Here is a 19,289-nt window from a genome sequence, read left to right as displayed (position 1 = left end):
CTGGACCTGATCCAGCTGCGCAAGCTGATCCTGTCTATCGATACAGAGTTTGCTAACAACACCAGCTGGCGCTTTGTAGAGGAAGCTTACGTCTTCCCAGACCCATCTAACCCATGGGCAGAGCAGTTCCCTGAAGTGATCAACATCAACGACCTGCCTGCGACAAGCATCATGGATGCGGACTTCGTAGCGGTGAAGATTGGTGATGTGAACGGTGATGCGGCAGCAAACAGCTTTGCAGTAGTTGACGAGCGCAGCTACGAAGGCACCTTTGCACTGCAGACAGACGAGCAGGAGCTGAAGGCGGGCAATGAGTACCGCGTAAGCTTCACAGCTGCTGAGCTGGCACGCATCGAGGGCTACCAGGCGACGCTGACGCTGAGCAACGGCGTAGAGTTGGTAGACATCGTAAGCGGTGTAGCTACTGAAGACAACTTCGGCCTGGCTTACCTGGGCGAAGGCATGATCACGACAAGCTGGCACTGGGCGTCCGAAGCTTCCGCGAAGGCGCCAACGGGCATTGAGCTGTTCACCCTGGTATTGCGCGCCAACAGCGACGTGATGCTGAGCGAAGTACTGGGCGTAAGCTCAGCAGTTACGAAGGCAGAAGCTTACGGCAAAGACGGCAGCTTCCAGGACGTAGCGATCGAGTTTGGCTCCGCCTCCGCTACAGCTTCGGCGGACAGGTTCGAGCTGTACCAGAACCAGCCGAACCCATTCAAGGGCGAGACTGTGATCGGCTTCAACCTGCCAGAGGCAGCACAGGTGACGATCACGATCAGCGACGTAACCGGCAAGGTACTGAAACTGTACCGCCAGGATGGCTCTAAAGGCTACAACCACATCACGGTCAAGTCTTCTGAGCTGGCGGCGACAGGGGTAGTGCAGTACACGGTCAGCACCGGTACGCACAGCGCGACGAAGCGGATGGTAATCGTGGAATAGCGATTGTAAGATGTTTTACTACGAGCAATAGCATGCGGGGCGTAAGGTGCTTTTACGCCCCGCTTTTGCTCCTGACTGATCACGTAACAGTTTTGTGCTAATTCAAAGCGCCCCGCACCGGTATTTGGTGTGGGGCTTTTTGTTTGCATGGCATGCAGGTATGTTCTGCAGAGCTGGAAGAAGCCTCTACGCCTAAGTATAGGTGGTCCCCGATCCCGATTAAATTATGGGAAGGTGGTGACGTACCCCTCTTTAAAGATTTAACCTCCTGCAGCAAAAGCAACATGTGTCTTATTTCGCCAGGATCGCTTGTAGCGCATTCACAGCAGCTTAATTTAAGCCCTTAACCAACTGCTGCCTGGTTGATTTTCATTTTAATTACTGACCTTTCGCACGCGAAAGGTTATGATAATTGAAAAAATTAGCAGTATTCAGGGTGCTTGGCACAGCAATCCCACTCAGTGCATGGCACTGAAAAAGCACTCGCATGAACAAGTTAATCAAAGCCTTACCCCAAAAGAGGGGTGGCTAGCCCGTTTGGCGGCCCAATTGCAGGGACATAGGCTTTGAGCCTTTGCACCTCTTGAAAAGCCGCCCTGAGGGCATTGACATAAATTTTGGTTTTTAGGGCAAAGTGGTTGGTCTGCTCTTTTGCAGACAGCAGTTCGAGTTTAGTCCAGGCAATCATGGCAGCAAAAACATGGTTGCACTGGGATGTCTCGTGCTTGGTGGGGGACTTTTCCAGCCCCACGTTTTGTTTGAGCGATTTGTGGAATACCTCCACTCCCCAGCGTGTCCCGTAGGTTGTGCAGATAGCTGGGCCGCTTAGCTCCAGATCGTTGGTGACCAGGTACAAGTCTCCAGTTGAGCCGTCTTGGTTTATAAAGACCTGTTTGACCAGCTGGACTTGGAAGTCCAGCCCTTTAAGGTAAACAGTAATGGCCTGGCCTGCTTGCAGTTCTAGCCCGTCGACTCGGTGGAACTTGCCTTCCAGTTTGTCTTCCATGGTAAGGGCAGCCTTGCGGTTGCTCTTTAAGGCACTGATAAAATGCTTGCCCAGCTCATAGTGCACGAACTCAAAGTTCTCCTTGGCAGCAAACCAAGTGTCCCAGACCACATAGCGGAAGGGCACGCGGTTGTATTTGACAAGTGCAAAAAGCTGGTCGCGCAGCATCTCGTTCTTGCTGCGGGGGCTGCGCTTCTTTACCTGCCCGCTTTTGGTATCCACGTATTCTTGCGACTTGCGCACGATCTCAAAAGCAACAGGCAGCTCTATGCCCTGTGGGCTCTGGTAAAGGAAATTCAGGATGTTGATCCCTTTGGTGTGCCCCGCTTTCGGCTTCTTGGAGTGGTCCCAGTGCCAAGTGACCACTTCATTCTCCGTAGAGTGCGGCTTCTCCTCGATCGTGTCATCTATCTTGATGACCGCGTCCGGGTGCTCCACTTTACGTACCAAAGGCTTTATGCAACGCCAATAGTCCTTTGCCGTGAAGGCTTCCTGCCCTAAAAAACGGCTGATCTTGTCATGGCTCAGTGCCTGATCGGTCAGCTCGGACAAGCCGGTGGCTGTCGCCATGCGAAACGATGCCAGCAGGTAGTCCGAATACAAGTCTAGTAACTTTGGGTCTTTCATCTTTCGCTCCTTTGAGCTGCAAGATAACTGCCCTGACATTATTAATCAATTTTCCAAATATTTCGCGTGCGAAAGGTCAGTTAATTACTTTAGTTGCCACGAAATCTATTGACATCAAAATGGTCTTACAATGGCATCAAAAGGTCATGAATATAGTACTAAAAGCAGATTGCTAAAAGTCCTCCGTGCGGTTCAGGAGCAACCGTACCGATACACAAAATGGGAATTAGCTGACCTTTATGGGGTCTCTGCCGACACCATAAAAAACGATTTTGAAGCGATCCGGAATACCGGCTTTGATCTCGATTATGACTCCAACTACCGCTACGCTTTCGCGGCAGATAAAACCTTTGAAGACCTCAAAGCCCTGCTGCAACTTAATGAGTCGGAACAGTTGTTATTGCTTAGGGCACTCAATAATATGGACAGCCCCTCCGAAAAAATTATGCAGCTCCAAAAGCGCCTCTCCAGTATTTTTGGCAACCGTCAGGATTACCCTGGGGCAGCAGACACCCCAGGAGCAGCCACCACCCCAGGTCCCGAACACTGGCGGCGTCCCTACCTCACTAAGTTCCAACTGCTGGAACAAGCCCGCGAGCAAAAATTGCAAGTGGTCCTGCTTTCCTATCGCTCTTCCAACAGCAATGCCATAAGTGATCGAAGAGTGGAACCCTTCTATACCCGGATCGAAGAAGATACCGTACAGGCCTATGATGTAGACAAGAGCATGTTACGCCACTTTCGTATCTCCAGGATACGCCGCATACGGATGACTGACACGCCGTGGTCTAATGAAGCTGAGCACAAGGTCCTGGCTACAGACCCTTTCTGGATTGTAGATGATCATCAGAAAATGGTGCATTTACGCCTAAAGGTCGGTGCCTACAACGAATTAGTGGAGCGATACCCGCTGACCAAGGTCTTCATTCAGGAAGATGCAGAACAAGCGATGAGATCGAAAAGATCATCGACTTCCGAAAGGACTATGATACTGCCCGAAATAAATTTGTGGAGATACTCAAAAAACATGCGGAGGGCGAGACGGATATCCTCAGCCGCACCAAAACGCCATATTCCATTATCAACAAGCTCCGGAGAAAGCGCCTGGCCGAAAAGAGATCTCACAAGTACTATCTGGCCTACATCAAAAAGCAGCTCAAAAGCGCTGAAGAAGATGGCGTAAAGCTCACCGAAGCACAGGTGAAAAAGCTCGGGCAGATGATACAGCCATTGCTCCAAAGCGAGCTGGGCGCCTTGCAGGATATCCTTGGCGCCAACAAAAAGCGGCTGAAACCGACCTATGAGAACTTGCTGCGGTGGACAGAAAACCCTGGCGGCTACGACCTGATCGGTGTAGACACTACTGAAAAGGGCCCTACCGTCAAAGCCCGCAAGCCAAAGTCGCCAGCTATTTTTGAGCTGCTGGGGCTCTGATTTGAGCTCCCGCAATACGCTATGAAAACACGATGAACTATCAGCTCCCTTTGTTCGAGCCGGAGGAGGCACCGCCTACTGTGCCCGAAGCCGTTGCGGAACTACTTTACGATGAAGCTACTGAAATCCTTGTCGCCTTCTCCGGCGGCAAGGACAGTGTCGCTATGGTCTTGTACCTGCTTGACCTGGGCATCCCCAAAGAGCGGATCATCCTGCACCACCACGAAGTAGACGGGCGCGGGGAGCACCTGTTCGACTGGCCCTGCACGCCCAGCTACTGCAAAGCCTTTGCCGCCGCCTTTGAGCTGCCGCTTGTCTTTTCCTGGCGCGAAGGCGGTATCCTGCGCGAGATGTACCGGACAAACGAAGGGCTGCAGGACGTCCGCTACGAACAGCAGGATGTGAGTGCTGTAGTGCTGGCCAGCCGCCCCGGCAGCTCCACCCGGCGGAAGTTCCCCGCAGTAGCCGCCGACCTGCGCACCCGGTGGTGCAGTTCAGTGGCCAAAATTGATGTCCTGTCCAGGGTCATCGCGCACAGTTATCCGGAAGGCGGGCAGCTCATCATTCTGTACCGGGGAGCGTCGGGAAGAAAGCCCTGGCCGGGCAACCTACAAAGCCTATGAAAAGTACCGGGCAAGCACCAAAAAGAGAACCGCCCTACAGTGGCGCCCCGTGATCGATTTCCGGGAAAAGCAAGTCTGGGCGCTCTACGAAAAGTACAACGTACAGCCACACCCATGCTATATGCTGGGCTGGCCGCGCTGTTCCTGCCAAACCTGCATTTTCTCTTCCCCCAACACCTGGGCTGCCATACAACAGATTGCCCCCTGGAAGATCGATTACATGGAAGCCATCGAAAACGACCTCGGGCATACCCTTTACCACGGCATGCGCATCCGGGAAAAAGCGCGCAGAGGGCGCAGCTTTATCCCGCCCGGTATGCTACAGCGCTGGAAAACAGAAGCTATGGGCGAATTCAGCAGCCCCATTTTCCCGGACCGGTGGGAACTGCCAGCCGGGGCATTTGGCGCGGAGATGGCGGGGGCGGTGTGAAGGTGCTGTTATCGCATAAATGTATGTATTGCTTCTACCAGCTGATACACCTTGGTAATCTGGGCTTGTTAAACGCAATAAAGTATCCCTTGTCGTCGCCAAACTCGCGGTACTGCACCGCTTTGAGCGGCGTCAGCTCACCGTTTTTACACGCTCCGCGTAGCTCGCTACGAGCTTCTTAAATTCCGTTGTCTTCGCTTTTGATTTCGAATTAACTGCCATTGTAAATGATTTTGCGCTTAGCGGGGAGACACCACCGCCACGAACGGTGGGGGGCGTTGTGAAGTGGTGGGCCTTTTATCTGTGGATAGTAGAGCGTAGTAGCGCTTGCATTTACGGGACGTTTGGCAATGTCTGAAAAAACTGTATGTAATTTGCAATAAAAGTTTTAGGGGTCGAGTTATTTTTCTACCTTTATTTTCGAAGGTTAATCCTACCGCTTAGCCTGTTTCCAGAAGATTAGACGATGCATCCCTTATCAGTTTCCGCTTACATGCTGAAAAGCTTGTTCCTGAGAAAAGAAGAAACATCAAGCTTGGATAGAAGAGAGAGTTAATTTTGCAAACGAGTTAGCTGCAATATCAATTAAGTGTAAATAATTGATAGTCAGATTGTGAAATGGCAGCTCGTTTTTTGGAAAAGTGACAAAGGCCGATACTCCGGTTCGCTTTCAGCACCGTAATATCAATTACTGGAAAATACAGCAGTAATTAAAATTTCTAACAATTGATAATGAGTACCTTATAGAAAAAGCGATAGGGAGAAATGATGATATAAATAAATTCGCGCTGGGGATGGTTTGGTTGATCTTACTTATTATTTTATCCTTTTAAAGATCTGGTTTTCAGGTGTTTTAAATACTAGAATGACCTGGGTATTGTATTGACTGTAATAGGAGATTGAACACAAAAACTAAACAATATGCAACACTCTTTGGGCTTGAAGGGCTTATTGCTGCTAATTGCATTTCCACTTTACTCCCAAAAGCTCCCCCCTTCATTTGATGATAGTATACGAGTTGTCATACGCAAACAGTCTGGCTATGAAGAAAAGGTCGATATCTACAGGGCTACAATAGAAAAAGTGCTGCAGGTGGATCAAGAACTTGCAAGAACATATATTGAAGCTTTGAGAAATATGGCATCAATGCAGAAAGATACTGCGATAATTGCTTTTTGCTACGAAAAAGAGGCTAGTCTATTCTATATATCCGGTGATTATGAAAGCGCTGGCGCATTATTTAATAAAGCGTGCACAGCGTATGAAAAAGCCGGGCAATTATCGGCATCATTATTAGCTTGCACAAAAACGGGTATTATGCATAACCTTTCGGGGCAATACCAAAAGGCAGGTCAAATTTACCAGAAGCAGTTATTACGGTCTCAGCAAGCCCGGCAGCTGGAATCAGAAGCTTACATATGTAATCAGCTCGGTGCGCTTTATCATTATCAAGGCCTAACCGATTCGGCTCTTTTTTATTACCAATTGAGTACTGAACTGTTCTCTGCTGTGGGAGACACCACGGAGATGCTCCGCCCCATGAGTAATATAGCAATCCTGCTAGAGCCTGTAAACCCTGACTCGAGCCTCGTTGTCCTTCAGAAAATTTACCAGCTACGTGAGCAATACGGTAAACCTATTGATCTTGTAAATACCCTTATATCTTATGGTGGCCTACTTCGAAGGCAAGGTCTGTATATTGATGCATTCAATCATTACAAAAAAGCATACTGGATATGTAAGAAGAATGGTTATCAAAATGTTCTTCCGGCAGTTTTAGATGGATTACATGACCTAAAAGCCGCCACTGGTGAATACGATGAAGCATTAAGATATCTCGATGAGGCCATTTCCATCATAAAAGCCTCCCGTAGTGTAGACCATTACTTACCCTTGCTAATCAGTAAAGCAGCCACACTACATAAAATGCGCCGGTTTGAGGAGGGGATAGCTGTTATTGACACCGCCATCGAGTTGTCGGAAAGCATTGGAGGCAGCCGCTTTGATGTACGCTTATTAACGAGTAAAGCCATATCTCTAGTGGAAATCAATAGGAATGAGGCAGCAAGGGAAGCGTTGGGCGAAGCAGATGTTTTACTAAAAAAAGGCAGGAATCAGGAAGATAAGCTATTTTTTGAAGAGATTATGGCACTTTGGCTGGTCAGGAACAGCCAGCCTCGCAAAGCTGTGGAGCTGGCTAGCCCTATTTATAAGTATTATTTATCAGAGCAAAGATACAAAGAAGCCTTTGATGTACTGAATACCCTAATCGATGCTTATCATGCTATCGAAGAGCCCAGTTATGCAGTACAATTAGTAAAAGATTATCGCTGGTTATCAGATACACTTCAAAGCAGGAGATTGGAAAGAGACTTGAAAATCCAAACCCAAGAATTTGAATTCCGGCTTAAAGAAGAACAAAGTAAGTTGGAACAACAAAGGCGGGTAGCCAAATTAGAAGTCATCTCTTCACGAAATCAAGCCTTTGCAGTATTTGCTTCACTGCTTAGCGCTATAGGTGCAGTGTTTGTATATTTTGTAAATCGCCAAAGACAACTCATTCGGGTACAGCGGGACGAGCTACAGCATCAAGCTGCCTCTTTGCGTGAAATTGACGAAAATAAGACACGTTTTTTTATTAACGTAGCACATGAACTTCGTACCCCTATAACTTTAATCAAAGCTCCGTTAGACCAGGTTGCCAAGATGGCAGACTCCCTCTCCGTACCAGTTAAGGACGCCATCAATCTTGCGCGAGCTAATACGGATACCCTGTTGAAGCTTATAAATGCCCTGCTAAAATTGCCTGAAGTCACTGCAAGCAGGAGCCCCACTATGCGTGAACCTTGTGATATTATTTCCCTTATGGAAATTTGGATAGATAGTTTTAAGCCCCTTGCCCGCCAAAAGGAGCAAGGGCTCATACTTGAGTATACTCAGGAGGAGTGGGACAAGCCTATTCTGACAGACCCCGAAAAGTTAGAACGTATTGTGTATAATTTAGTTGTCAATGCAATTAAATTCACTCCTAAAGCTGGACGGATCACTATCCGGCTCTTAAAAAAAGAGGAAGACAAGCTAGTTATTGAGGTGAAGGACAATGGAGAAGGGATTGCGAAAGGGGACCTCGGAAACATCTTTGACCGTTTCTATCAGGCAAAGAGTCAACAGGAAGGTGCACATGCAAGCGGTACCGGAATAGGGCTTGCGATTTGTAAGGAGTTTACTGAAGCCATGGGCGGGAGGATTACAGTTGATAGTGCCTTAGGGAAGGGTGCTGTTTTTCAGGTAGAGCTCCCGCTGCTTTGGGCAAGTCAACCCTTGAGAGCGAAGCAGCCCTTGGATATACCAGGCCATTCCATAACAAGCCCATCGCATTTGTTAGAAACAAGCCGCCTTGCTGTTTCCCCAAAGCCAAGGGTTCTCATTGCAGAGGACCATCAGCAGCTTTTGGCTTATTTGAAGTCTATACTTCAGCATAAATACGAAGTCTTGACTGCTACTAACGGGCGAGAGGCATTAGATCAACTAAAGGTTAACACACCTGTAAGTGCTATTGTGACAGATTATATGATGCCATTTATGGACGGCTTAAAATTTCTGGAAATTATAAAAGAGGATCATCATTATAGTAAAATCCCATGCATCCTGCTTACCGCAAGGGCTGCTGAAAAAGACAAAATAGCAGCTTTACGGCTTGGTATTAATGATTATATGGATAAGCCATTCAGCGTAGAAGAACTTCAGGTCAGGTTGGAAGTACTGATTAGCCGCCGACGCGCTGCCCTACAGGCAGTGCAAACCGATGGTGAAGAGCTGATGGAAGGGGAATACCGTTGGTTGGAGAACATGGAGCAGACAGCTATCGAAGCCTTAAAAAAGGGCGAGGCGTCTGTTGCTAAGCTTGCGAAATCAGTAAGCCTAAGCTCCCGGCAGCTGGAACGGCGGCTAAAACACCTGACGGGGCTGACCCCTAGTGAGTACCTGAGGGAGATTAGATTAAACATGGCTCGTACTGCTCTGGAAAATGGTGATGTCGATTCCGTAGAAAAAGCGGCTGCGGTGGCTGGGTTTAAGTCACACGCATACTTTAGCCGGCTTTTCCGTGATCGTTTTGGCAAGTCCCCTTCGGATTACCTGGTTTGAAATTACGCAAGTCTATATGTCTTATTGAATTTACGTTTTGCCATGGCCACGGTCACGGCTTTTTTTGGTCTGTACTTAATGCCTGATCAATTAGAGGTTTGTCACACAATGGGTTAGGAATAAGAAACCATTGTCAATCCAGCGATGTCGCATTCTTTGATTTCTAAGTCGCATTCTTAATCCAGGCAAGATTGTCGGGTTTGTTTGGTGATATGTCGGGTTTCTAAAACGCTGCCTATCTATTTATGTGGTAACGATCATTGATCAGATTATTCATCAACCAAAACGTAACTAAAGATGCAAATTACCAAGCACACTGGTTCGGGTACAGTACAAAGAACTGCACCAATAACAGATGCCGAGGAAACTCCTACTCAAAACGAACAGTCAGGGCTTCAAAAAGCAGCCATTGCTATTGCTTGTCTAAGCTTTTTTCCTGTCGTATATCTCATAGGTAAAGCCGTAATGAACATTCTGGGGTGAGTAACTCCGTTGACTTAGCCAGTCTATTTTCTTTTCAGCGAAGGTGTTCCACTTCTCAGCGTGTCCATGCTGCTATTAAAGAAAGAAACCTTCTGCCAATCAAGTAGGCGCGCCGCGAGCATTCAAGCCCACGGTGCGCCTCTCACTGCTTGTAACGCTTTAAGTTATCCCCCTGTACATATCCTTACAGACCACTAGATTAATCCGTATCTTTACCATCAATATATTTCCAAGTCGGGCGCAAACAATACTCCGTTGTGCTCCTTACTTCTGCTGGTAGTATTTGAAAAATGGAAAACAATATGAGAATTAACCCTCTACTTGCTTTTGGACTACTTACGGTTATACTTGTAAGCTGCGATTCAACACCGAAAGAAAAAAATACAGTAGAAACTGCTGCCTATTCTGACATTAAAATTGTCGGTGCAATGAGAAACGTGATGTGGAAAGGTGAATTAGGTCCTCGTATCAACCTTGACACCATTTCGGACAAAAATGGGCTTTACGGACTTGGCCCCGTAAGCTACTTGTCAGGCGAATTATTGATTAATGACGGACAGAGCTACGTATCAAAAGTGACTTCGGATTCTACAATGACCGTTGAAGAAACGTTTAAAACGTCTGCACCTTTCTTTGTTTATGGAAATGTAACAGAATGGAATGAAATTGATTTACCAGCCGACATTAAGACAATTCCGGACCTTGAAGGATTCATTGATAATAAAACGACTGACGTCAAAAGACCTTTTGCTTTTAAACTCACCGGACAGGTGTCCAGTGCTGTTATTCACATTCAAAATTTGCCCGCAGGAACAAAGGTGTCGTCCCCTGATGAAGCGCATCAAGGACAAACCAATTACAATATCGAAAAGGAAGATGCTGAAATCATTGGATTTTTCTCGACTGAGCACAAAGGCATTTTTACGCATCACGACTCATTTTTACATATGCACTTAATCACAAAAGACGAAGCAAAAATGGGGCATTTAGACGAATTGCAAATCGGAGAAATGAAATTATATCTACCCAGAAAATAAAGACTCCCGAAAATATTGAGTAAAAGGTCCTGACAGCCGTTAGTAAGCTTCCCTCCAAATTATAAAATCAAATCTTTATCCTGATTATTCAGAGGTAGGAGGCTGATATCCAAATAGGCACCACTGGCGTTGTCATCCGAGACTATCTGAGGTTTCCCTTTAATCATTTCTATGGAGCCCTGATGAATATGCCCTGCAAAAATGCCTAGCAAATTTGGAGCATTAAATACTTCCTTGTGGAATTTAAAAGTCGTCTGAGTGTGCCCTTTCTCCGGCCATCTTGGACGTCTCTCCAGATTAAAATTCTGATCTGTGGCTGCTCCCCAATTAGGATTTCCGCAGCCAAAAGAAATATTTCTTCCAGGTGCATACAGCGGAATATGAACTAATAGGACCAACGGCATTCCACTAGCAACTTGGTCTGTGAAAAAAGCTAATTGTTCTTCGTTAATTTGGTAGGTAGAATTGTCAATAGCTAAAAACCTTATTCCTTTGATTTCATACGCTGCCATCAACGGATGATTTCCTTGGTACAGTGGCAGTAAACGCCGCTCAATCCACGTATCGCGCAAAGACTCAAGTGTGCCTTCCATCCCTTCATAATGCCAGTCGTGATTACCTGCGGTATAAATGTATGGAATACCTGTATCCTTAAGCTTGGATAGAACCCATTCTATTGCTGCTTCAGATGGAAAGCTGAAAATGTCGCCAACTAAGGTGATCACATCGGCATTTACAGCTTTAGCATATTCTAGTGCATGCTCAAAGGCTTCCTCTGGATGGGTTTTTACTTGTGTTTTAAAATGCGTGGTTTGGTTGTACGCCTTTGCCATCCGGTTACTATAGACTTGATATGGGATTCCTCTATCATCATCTTTAAACAAATGCGTATCGGCTATATGAACTACCTTTAAGCCCTTATTGATAACTTCAGCGAAAAAGAGTACTTTTTCTTGCTCCACAGTAACACATAACTTCACAGGCTTATTAATTTTCTTATGATTTGTTTTTGCATAAGAATCTGCTGTAAGTCCGAGTCCTGCCAAAGCTGTGGTGGTTCTCTTTATAAATGATCGGCGTTTCATAAACTGTAGAAAGTTTCCGTTTCTTTTCAGGTCTTTTTTCTGTATTACCAGGCAAAAAGTAAAATAGCGGCTCAAGCCTTATCTGTAATATTGATGAAAACATTTGAGATGAAAGCTGAACTACGTTTGGTTAAAGGTAGTCAATATTTGCTCAACTGCAGTAAAACCTGCATCTGCAATATGCTGGTTTCGAGCCTTGCTATTCTGCTGAAAGAGACCGGATGCCTAAACCGGCTAAAAGGGAGCATAGGTGCGATCATCGACAACCCATCAACAAAGCCTGACTCTCCACTATAAAGCGCCTGATACGTGTTTTTGACAACGACGCCTTCAGCAGCCTTTGGCTGGAGCTAGTCCGCTATTTTTTTACGCTACTGCGGCTGAAGTCGAAATGCATTCCGTTGGACGGCATGAGCTGACAGCATGATTTTGTCTGATTGCGCTGTGCGTTATTTATTAACTGACCTTTCGCACGCGAAATATTTGGAAAATTGATTAATAATGTCAGGGCAGTTATCTTGCAGCTCAAAGGAGCGAAAGATGAAAGACCCAAAGTTACTAGACTTGTATTCGGACTACCTGCTGGCATCGTTTCGCATGGCGACAGCCACCGGCTTGTCCGAGCTGACCGATCAGGCACTGAGCCATGACAAGATCAGCCGTTTTTTAGGGCAGGAAGCCTTCACGGCAAAGGACTATTGGCGTTGCATAAAGCCTTTGGTACGTAAAGTGGAGCACCCGGACGCGGTCATCAAGATAGATGACACGATCGAGGAGAAGCCGCACTCTACGGAGAATGAAGTGGTCACTTGGCACTGGGACCACTCCAAGAAGCCGAAAGCGGGGCACACCAAAGGGATCAACATCCTGAATTTCCTTTACCAGAGCCCACAGGGCATAGAGCTGCCTGTTGCTTTTGAGATCGTGCGCAAGTCGCAAGAATACGTGGATACCAAAAGCGGGCAGGTAAAGAAGCGCAGCCCCCGCAGCAAGAACGAGATGCTGCGCGACCAGCTTTTTGCACTTGTCAAATACAACCGCGTGCCCTTCCGCTATGTGGTCTGGGACACTTGGTTTGCTGCCAAGGAGAACTTTGAGTTCGTGCACTATGAGCTGGGCAAGCATTTTATCAGTGCCTTAAAGAGCAACCGCAAGGCTGCCCTTACCATGGAAGACAAACTGGAAGGCAAGTTCCACCGAGTCGACGGGCTAGAACTGCAAGCAGGCCAGGCCATTACTGTTTACCTTAAAGGGCTGGACTTCCAAGTCCAGCTGGTCAAACAGGTCTTTATAAACCAAGACGGCTCAACTGGAGACTTGTACCTGGTCACCAACGATCTGGAGCTAAGCGGCCCAGCTATCTGCACAACCTACGGGACACGCTGGGGAGTGGAGGTATTCCACAAATCGCTCAAACAAAACGTGGGGCTGGAAAAGTCCCCCACCAAGCACGAGACATCCCAGTGCAACCATGTTTTTGCTGCCATGATTGCCTGGACTAAACTCGAACTGCTGTCTGCAAAAGAGCAGACCAACCACTTTGCCCTAAAAACCAAAATTTATGTCAATGCCCTCAGGGCGGCTTTTCAAGAGGTGCAAAGGCTCAAAGCCTATGTCCCTGCAATTGGGCCGCCAAACGGGCTAGCCACCCCTCTTTTGGGGTAAGGCTTTGATTAACTTGTTCATGCGAGTGCTTTTTCAGTGCCATGCACTGAGTGGGATTGCTGTGCCAAGCACCCTGAATACTGCTAATTTTTTCAATTATCATAACCTTTCGCGTGCGAAAGGTCAGTTATTAAATGTGTGGTCATCCTCTTCTTCTGGATAGACCTTGAAAAATAAGCCAACAGTAAAAAACAGTCTGAAGAGATTGTACTTTGTGCTTTTGCCTTGAGTTAAAAAGGTCATGAGCATGTATCGGTTCAGCTGGGAGACTGGAAGAATAAACACACTGGGGGAACCAGCTCGATAGTGTTGAGAGAAATTGCTGTACAAACAATTTTATTTTCTTCCTACAAACCTAAACATACCCATGACATCTAAACAAGTGAACTAACTATACTAGAGTTATAAAGGCAGAATTAAATGACAATCAGTTGGTTGAGTTCTAGGGGTTCTACTGATTTTATCTTGGATCGTCGAAGTATTTAGTGAGACTAACGGTTCCTTCGCTACATAATCTGGAAAAACTAAACTCAATATAAATGCACCTTATGAAAATTGTCGAAGTATTGAAGTTGGAACCGAAAGTCTCACAAGGCTAATGCATTCATTAGTCCATCTAAAGTATATTTGGATTGAAAGAAAGAGAAGGTACAAACGGACACACACTACACGAAATGTACCTCATTTCCTTCCTTCCAAATCAAAAATAAAAGAATCACAGGAGGGTATTATGTAACTAATTATTTTTTGTGACAGTAAAGTGCAATCTATTGATCCGAAAAGTCTTTTTAAAATCCTTTTTTTGTTTATTTTTCACACATAAAGGAAAATATTATTCTGTTCGATTGGGCGGGCAGTTCCCAATTGGTATTCTCTTTGTCTTATAGATATTAAAAATACTGCAATGTGAGTGACATTGTCCTTTCCCTGATAGAGCGCTCTAAAAGGACATTTTCCTGCAATCAGCCAATACATCGACTATAGGAAAGCCCATAATTTATACAGATCACTGTTCACGTGTATAAAAAATCTTGCTTTTTATACACCTCGGCTTTTATAGTTCTCCAAGGCGAGATTAATGCATTTTGACTTGCTCTTTTTTCCGCTCGCTGCGTTGAAAAGCCTCGCCGACTTCATCGTGGGGCCCCTTATCCCCACGCTTCGTGTAGGCTATGCCTGCGTTTTTCGCCTTGCGAGCGAAAAAAATACCTGCGTCAACTTTGCACAAATCCTGCCTTGGAGAACTATATATGCTCTTATATTCAACAAATACTGACTACAATAATTAATAAAAACCACCTGAATATCAAGCCTTCACGCTCTGGTCTTGCGACAGACAGCTCCGTGCATAGGCAAGTGCACAGGTAAGAGGGCGCTGCTTTCCCGGTTTAGCCGATCATGTATGCTTCCTTTGAGGACCGCTCATACGACAATTTGGTATACTTCCCCTTTAAAGTCTCTCCGGATTTATGGATATTTAGGGCGGAGGGATACAAAGTATAGCAGTGTTTAGGCATCTACTTATACAAGACTCCCGGATACTTTCAGATAAATCAGAGCCACAAAACACATCATGACAAGCATCAATCAAAGACAAGAACTGCAAAACCAAATCTGGAAGATCGCTAACGACGTGCGGGGTTCTGTAGATGGTTGGGATTTTAAGCAGTTCGTACTGGGCACGCTCTTCTACCGCTTTATCAGCGAAAACTTTACCAGCTATATCGAAGGGGGGGATGATAGTGTGAACTATCCCGAATTACCCGATAGTGTCATCACTCCGGAAATCAAGGAGGATGCCATTAAGACCAAAGGGTATTTCATCTATCCCAGCCAGCTTTTTGTGAATGTGGCCAAAAATGCGAATACCAATCCTGACCTCAATACGGACCTAAAAGCCATTTTTTCAGCCATCGAAAGCTCGGCTAACGGGTATCCATCCGAACAGGATATCAAAGGGCTGTTTGCCGATTTTGATACGACGAGCAGCCGCCTGGGCAATACGGTGGAAAACAAAAACAGCCGACTGGCTGCTGTCCTTAAAGGTGTAGCAGGGTTGAAGTTTGGAAATTTTGAGGACAACGAGATTGACCTTTTTGGAGATGCCTACGAGTTTCTGATCTCCAACTACGCGGCTAATGCCGGGAAATCCGGTGGCGAGTTTTTCACCCCTCAGCATGTCTCCAAGCTCATCGCACAGCTGGCGATGCATAAACAGGAAAAGGTCAATAAAATATATGACCCTGCAGTGGGTTCCGGCTCCTTGCTCCTGCAAGCCAAAAAACACTTCGACAATCACATCATCGAAGAGGGGTTCTTCGGGCAGGAGATCAACCATACGACCTACAACCTGGCGCGTATGAACATGTTTTTGCATAATGTCAACTACGATAAGTTCCATATTGAGTTGGGCAACACGCTTACAGAACCTAGGCTGCACGATGAAAAGCCCTTTGATGCTATCGTGTCTAACCCGCCCTACTCCGTAAGGTGGATTGGCAGCGACGACCCTACCCTTATCAATGACGACCGCTTTGCGCCGGCGGGGGTTCTTGCCCCTAAATCAAAAGCAGATTTCGCCTTTGTGCTGCATGCCCTGAGCTATTTGTCCAGTAAAGGAAGGGCTGCCCTCGTCTGTTTCCCCGGCATCTTTTACCGGGGCGGGGCGGAACAGAAAATCAGAAAGTACCTGGTCGATAACAACTATGTGGAATCGGTGATCGCGCTCGCACCCAACCTCTTCTACGGCACGTCCATTGCCGTGAATATTTTGGTGCTGTCCAAACATAAGACGGATACCAAAACCCAGTTCATAGATGCCACCGGTGAAGCGTTCTTTAAGAAACAGACCAACAATAATGTGCTGACGGATGGCCACATTAAGCAGATCATGGGCATGTTCGATACCAAAGAAGAGGTCGATCATGTCACCACCACCATAGACAATACCAAAATTGCCGAAAACGAATACAACCTCTCCGTCAGCTCTTACGTAGAGCCCAAAGACACCCGGGAGCAAATTGACATCGATAAACTCAACAAAGAGATTGCGGCTACGGTGGGCAAGATCAATGTGCTGCGGGCAGATATTGATGCGATCGTAAAGGAGATTGAGGCATGAGCAAGGAAGTAATCATCTATAAAAGTGCGGACGGACTTTCTGAGCTTTCGGTACATCTGGAGAATGAAGATGTCTGGCTAACCCAAAAACAGCTCGCTGAACTGTACCAGGCAGCCAAATCAACCATAAGTGAACACATTAGAAATATCTATACAGACGAAGAACTGACCCCGGAAGCAACTGTTCGGAAAATCCGAACAGTTCAAAAAAAGGGCAAGAATGAGTAGAGCAGGTTTTGTCTATATCATGACTAACAAGAATAAAACCACCTTATATATTGGTGTCACCAACGATTTGTGCCGTAGGATTTACGAACACAAAAATCATCTGGTGGAAAATGCATTCACCGATAAATATAATCTGGAATACTGCATTTATTATGAAGAGTACCCCTACTTTGACTTGGCCATAAAGCGAGAAAAAGAGCTTAAAAAGTGGAACCGCCAAAAGAAGGAGGCACTCATCAACAAGAAGAACCCTGAATGGAAGGTACTAGCGACTGAAAAGGGATTTATGCATAAACAGGTTCCTTTCGCGCAACAAGTGGCGGACCTGCTAAGAGAATTGGAGGAAAACCAGGAGATTCCTCCCTGCAGTGGAAATGACACTCCTTCTTGATTTGCAGGGGATTAATTCTAGGCTGGAGATCCCTCCCTTCGGTCGGAATGACAACTCGCTTTGCGGGGAAGAGTAGGCATAAGCTAGCGGCTGCAGAGAGCCGCTAGCTTATGCCCCTCCCCAAAAAAAGGCGTCATTTCGAGCGAAGCGAGAAATCTAAACCATAAAAAAGGAACCAAAAAACAATGAGCAAAACACCAAATACAAAGGGCGACCGGCACCTGCCGTTTATAGAGAAGTTGCTGGATAGGGCTGATGTGGAGTGGAAGGCGCTGGGGGAAGTTTGCGGATTCAAAAATGGGTTTGCATTCAAGAGTAGTCGTTTTAAAGAAGAGGGACTGCCAATTATTCGTATTACAAATATTGATGGTAGAAACGTTGATTTATCTGATGTGAAATACTTTGACCCTGAAGATTACACAAGAGGGAACCCACTTAATTATTCAATCGTAAAAGGCGATGTTCTAATCGCTATGTCGGGCGCTACTACAGGTAAAATAGGGTATTACGATTTATCTGAAACAGCGTACCTCAATCAACGTGTGGGAAAATTTGAACCAAATGAAGGTATCCTGAATAATCGCTTTCTATACCATTTTCTTCTAACTAAAGCTGATTTTATTTATGTATTAGCTGGCGGAGGTGCCCAGCCTAATCTGAGTTCAAATAAATTAAAGGCTCAGCTCCAAATCCCCATCCCCTGCCCAAATGACCCCGAGCGGTCCCTACAAATACAGCAGGAAATCGTCCGCATCCTCGATACGTTCACCGAGCTGACGGCGGAGCTGACGGCGGAGCTGACGGCGCGTCAGAAGCAGTATGCGTATTATCGGGAGCGGTTGTTGAGCTTTGAGACCACGAACGACACGAAAGGCACGAACGTGGTGTGGAAGGCGTTGGGGGATAAATCTATTGGGGAATTTACTCGGGGTGGTGGTCTCCAGAAAAAAGACTTTACTGAATCTGGAGTTGGCTGCATCCACTACGGTCAGGTCTATACTCACTATGGCACTTACACTTATGAAACCAAATCCTTTGTTTCTGAAGAGTTTGCTAAGAAAGCACGTATGGCTAAGCATGGTGACCTGATCATAGCAACAACAAGTGAAAATGACGAAGATCTGTGTAAAGCAGTAGCATGGTTAGGGGATGAGGACATAGCGGTGAGTAGTGATGCTTGTTTTTATACTCATACCTTAAACCCCAAATATGTTGCGTATTATTTTCAAACAGAGCAATTTCACAAACAGAAAAGACCGTTCATAACTGGTGCGAAAGTCAGGCGTGTGAATGCTGATAATTTAGCGAAAATAAAAATTCCTGTTCCTTCGCCAGAAGAACAAGCCCGCATCGTCTCCATCCTGGACAAGTTCGATACGTTGACCACTTCCATCAGCGAGGGGTTGCCGAGGGAGATTGAGCTGCGGGAGAAGCAGTATGAATATTATCGGGATTTGTTGTTGAGCTTCCCGAACACAGACCACGAAAGGCACGAAAGGCACGAAAATTAAAAGGCGCACAAATGTAGGGTGCGTCTTTGTTCGTCCATTTTGCCTTATTAGGGGTAATAATCTAACACGTTATGAGTGACCGAATCATATACAAAGCAGAAGGTTATGCAATACAGGGTGCCATATTTGAAGTCTATCGGGAAATGGGCTGCGGATTCCTGGAGACGGTTTATCAGGAGTGCCTGGAAAGAGAACTGACCTCACGTCAAATTCCTTTCATCGCCCAGGCAGAGCTGCAATTGTCCTATAAAGGTGAGGCGCTGCAACAAAGATACCGGCCCGACCTGATTTGTTACGGAAAAATCATCGTAGAACTAAAAGCCGTGAGGCAAATCGCTCCGGAACACCAGGCGCAACTCCTCAATTATCTCAAAGCAACGAACATGAAATTAGGGTTACTTGTCAACTTTGGAAGCTACCCCAAAGCAGACATCGTCAGACTCGCCCTGTAAGCCTTTTCGTGTCTTTCGTGTCTTTCGTGGTAAAGAAACAAACACGCCGTGCATTCCGTGTCTTTCGTAGTAAAGAAAAAAACACGCCGTATCTTTCGTAGTTAAC

At 46.2% G+C, this 19,289-nt stretch carries 16 protein-coding genes; 14 read left to right on the top strand and 2 right to left on the bottom strand.

The genetic code is table 11. From position 1 onward, the window contains the following. Positions 1-945 (top strand): T9SS type A sorting domain-containing protein (locus tag IX84_RS02515; protein ID WP_044216291.1); only part of this gene is annotated, 945 nt, incomplete at its 5' end. A gap of 508 nt (positions 946-1,453) precedes the next feature. Here IX84_RS02515 and IX84_RS02510 read toward each other — a convergent pair. Next, positions 1,454-2,578, bottom strand: a complete 1,125-nt coding sequence (locus tag IX84_RS02510) for an IS701 family transposase (RefSeq protein ID WP_044215897.1) — start codon at positions 2,576-2,578, stop codon at positions 1,454-1,456. 130 nt (positions 2,579-2,708) lie between these two features. Between IX84_RS02510 and IX84_RS02505 the strand changes: the two genes are divergently transcribed. The 7 genes from IX84_RS02505 (at position 2,709) to IX84_RS02480 (ending at position 10,731) form a co-directional block, all read left to right on the top strand. Continuing rightward, a complete protein-coding gene (locus IX84_RS02505; protein WP_044216289.1) occupies positions 2,709-3,761 on the top strand; it encodes a WYL domain-containing protein in 1,053 nt (350 codons plus the stop codon). A gap of 35 nt (positions 3,762-3,796) precedes the next feature. Continuing rightward, entirely contained in the window at positions 3,797-4,012 is a 216-nt protein-coding gene (locus IX84_RS02500; RefSeq protein WP_044216288.1) for a hypothetical protein, read from the top strand. Between the two features lie 32 nt (positions 4,013-4,044). Beyond that, the gene (locus IX84_RS32360; protein WP_052515703.1) at positions 4,045-4,635 is read left to right on the top strand and encodes a tRNA lysidine(34) synthetase; all 591 of its coding nucleotides are present in this window, start codon (positions 4,045-4,047) and stop codon (positions 4,633-4,635) included. After that, a complete protein-coding gene (locus tag IX84_RS32355; protein WP_081968573.1) occupies positions 4,523-5,065 on the top strand; it encodes a phosphoadenosine phosphosulfate reductase domain-containing protein in 543 nt (180 codons plus the stop codon). Before IX84_RS32360 ends, IX84_RS32355 begins: the two co-directional genes overlap by 113 nt. Before the next feature lie 921 nt (positions 5,066-5,986). Beyond that, entirely contained in the window at positions 5,987-9,211 is a 3,225-nt protein-coding gene (locus IX84_RS02490; protein WP_044216287.1) for an ATP-binding protein, read from the top strand. A 297-nt stretch (positions 9,212-9,508) separates the two neighbouring features. After that, positions 9,509-9,694, top strand: a complete 186-nt coding sequence (locus IX84_RS02485; protein WP_044216286.1) for a hypothetical protein — start codon at positions 9,509-9,511, stop codon at positions 9,692-9,694. Between the two features lie 302 nt (positions 9,695-9,996). Next, the gene (locus IX84_RS02480) at positions 9,997-10,731 is read left to right on the top strand and encodes an acetolactate decarboxylase (RefSeq protein WP_044216302.1); all 735 of its coding nucleotides are present in this window, start codon (positions 9,997-9,999) and stop codon (positions 10,729-10,731) included. A gap of 59 nt (positions 10,732-10,790) precedes the next feature. On the opposite strand, the gene IX84_RS02475 is transcribed toward IX84_RS02480, so the two are convergent. Continuing rightward, a complete protein-coding gene (locus IX84_RS02475; protein WP_044216300.1) occupies positions 10,791-11,816 on the bottom strand; it encodes a metallophosphoesterase family protein in 1,026 nt (341 codons plus the stop codon). 540 nt (positions 11,817-12,356) lie between these two features. On the opposite strand from IX84_RS02475, the gene IX84_RS02470 reads away from it, so the two are divergent. The 6 genes from IX84_RS02470 (at position 12,357) to IX84_RS02445 (ending at position 19,183) form a co-directional block, all read left to right on the top strand. Continuing rightward, complete coding sequence (locus tag IX84_RS02470; protein WP_044215897.1) at positions 12,357-13,481, top strand: IS701 family transposase; 1,125 nt, start codon at positions 12,357-12,359, stop codon at positions 13,479-13,481. A 1,573-nt stretch (positions 13,482-15,054) separates the two neighbouring features. Continuing rightward, a complete protein-coding gene (locus IX84_RS02465; protein WP_044216285.1) occupies positions 15,055-16,602 on the top strand; it encodes a type I restriction-modification system subunit M in 1,548 nt (515 codons plus the stop codon). After that, positions 16,599-16,829, top strand: a complete 231-nt coding sequence (locus IX84_RS02460) for a hypothetical protein (RefSeq protein WP_052515701.1) — start codon at positions 16,599-16,601, stop codon at positions 16,827-16,829. The genes IX84_RS02465 and IX84_RS02460 overlap by 4 nt, the downstream gene beginning before the upstream one ends. Then, on the top strand, positions 16,822-17,220 hold the full coding sequence (locus IX84_RS02455; RefSeq protein ID WP_044216284.1) for a GIY-YIG nuclease family protein: 399 nt from the start codon (positions 16,822-16,824) through the stop codon (positions 17,218-17,220). The genes IX84_RS02460 and IX84_RS02455 overlap by 8 nt, the downstream gene beginning before the upstream one ends. 185 nt (positions 17,221-17,405) lie before the next feature. Beyond that, a complete protein-coding gene (locus tag IX84_RS02450; RefSeq protein WP_044216283.1) occupies positions 17,406-18,731 on the top strand; it encodes a restriction endonuclease subunit S in 1,326 nt (441 codons plus the stop codon). A gap of 71 nt (positions 18,732-18,802) precedes the next feature. After that, on the top strand, positions 18,803-19,183 hold the full coding sequence (locus tag IX84_RS02445; RefSeq protein ID WP_044216282.1) for a GxxExxY protein: 381 nt from the start codon (positions 18,803-18,805) through the stop codon (positions 19,181-19,183). Positions 19,184-19,289: the final 106 nt, after the last annotated feature.

It is taken from the genome of Phaeodactylibacter xiamenensis, assembly GCF_000759025.1.
Lineage (GTDB): Bacteria > Bacteroidota > Bacteroidia > Chitinophagales > Saprospiraceae > Phaeodactylibacter > Phaeodactylibacter xiamenensis.
Note: the sequence above shows the minus strand (reverse complement) of the source record. Positions and strands in the feature narration are given on the sequence as shown.

Coding starts and splice junctions, on each gene's coding strand:
- IX84_RS02500 (WP_044216288.1), top strand. CDS start 3,797: ATGATACAGCCATTGCTCCAAAGCGAGCTGGGCGCCTTGCAGGATATC.
- IX84_RS32360 (WP_052515703.1), top strand. CDS start 4,045: ATGAACTATCAGCTCCCTTTGTTCGAGCCGGAGGAGGCACCGCCTACT.
- IX84_RS02465 (WP_044216285.1), top strand. CDS start 15,055: ATGACAAGCATCAATCAAAGACAAGAACTGCAAAACCAAATCTGGAAG.
- IX84_RS02490 (WP_044216287.1), top strand. CDS start 5,987: ATGCAACACTCTTTGGGCTTGAAGGGCTTATTGCTGCTAATTGCATTT.
- IX84_RS02470 (WP_044215897.1), top strand. CDS start 12,357: ATGAAAGACCCAAAGTTACTAGACTTGTATTCGGACTACCTGCTGGCA.
- IX84_RS02455 (WP_044216284.1), top strand. CDS start 16,822: ATGAGTAGAGCAGGTTTTGTCTATATCATGACTAACAAGAATAAAACC.
- IX84_RS02450 (WP_044216283.1), top strand. CDS start 17,406: ATGAGCAAAACACCAAATACAAAGGGCGACCGGCACCTGCCGTTTATA.
- IX84_RS32355 (WP_081968573.1), top strand. CDS start 4,523: ATGTCCTGTCCAGGGTCATCGCGCACAGTTATCCGGAAGGCGGGCAGC.
- IX84_RS02485 (WP_044216286.1), top strand. CDS start 9,509: ATGCAAATTACCAAGCACACTGGTTCGGGTACAGTACAAAGAACTGCA.
- IX84_RS02475 (WP_044216300.1), bottom strand. CDS start 11,816: ATGAAACGCCGATCATTTATAAAGAGAACCACCACAGCTTTGGCAGGA.
- IX84_RS02480 (WP_044216302.1), top strand. CDS start 9,997: ATGAGAATTAACCCTCTACTTGCTTTTGGACTACTTACGGTTATACTT.
- IX84_RS02460 (WP_052515701.1), top strand. CDS start 16,599: ATGAGCAAGGAAGTAATCATCTATAAAAGTGCGGACGGACTTTCTGAG.
- IX84_RS02505 (WP_044216289.1), top strand. CDS start 2,709: ATGGCATCAAAAGGTCATGAATATAGTACTAAAAGCAGATTGCTAAAA.
- IX84_RS02510 (WP_044215897.1), bottom strand. CDS start 2,578: ATGAAAGACCCAAAGTTACTAGACTTGTATTCGGACTACCTGCTGGCA.
- IX84_RS02445 (WP_044216282.1), top strand. CDS start 18,803: ATGAGTGACCGAATCATATACAAAGCAGAAGGTTATGCAATACAGGGT.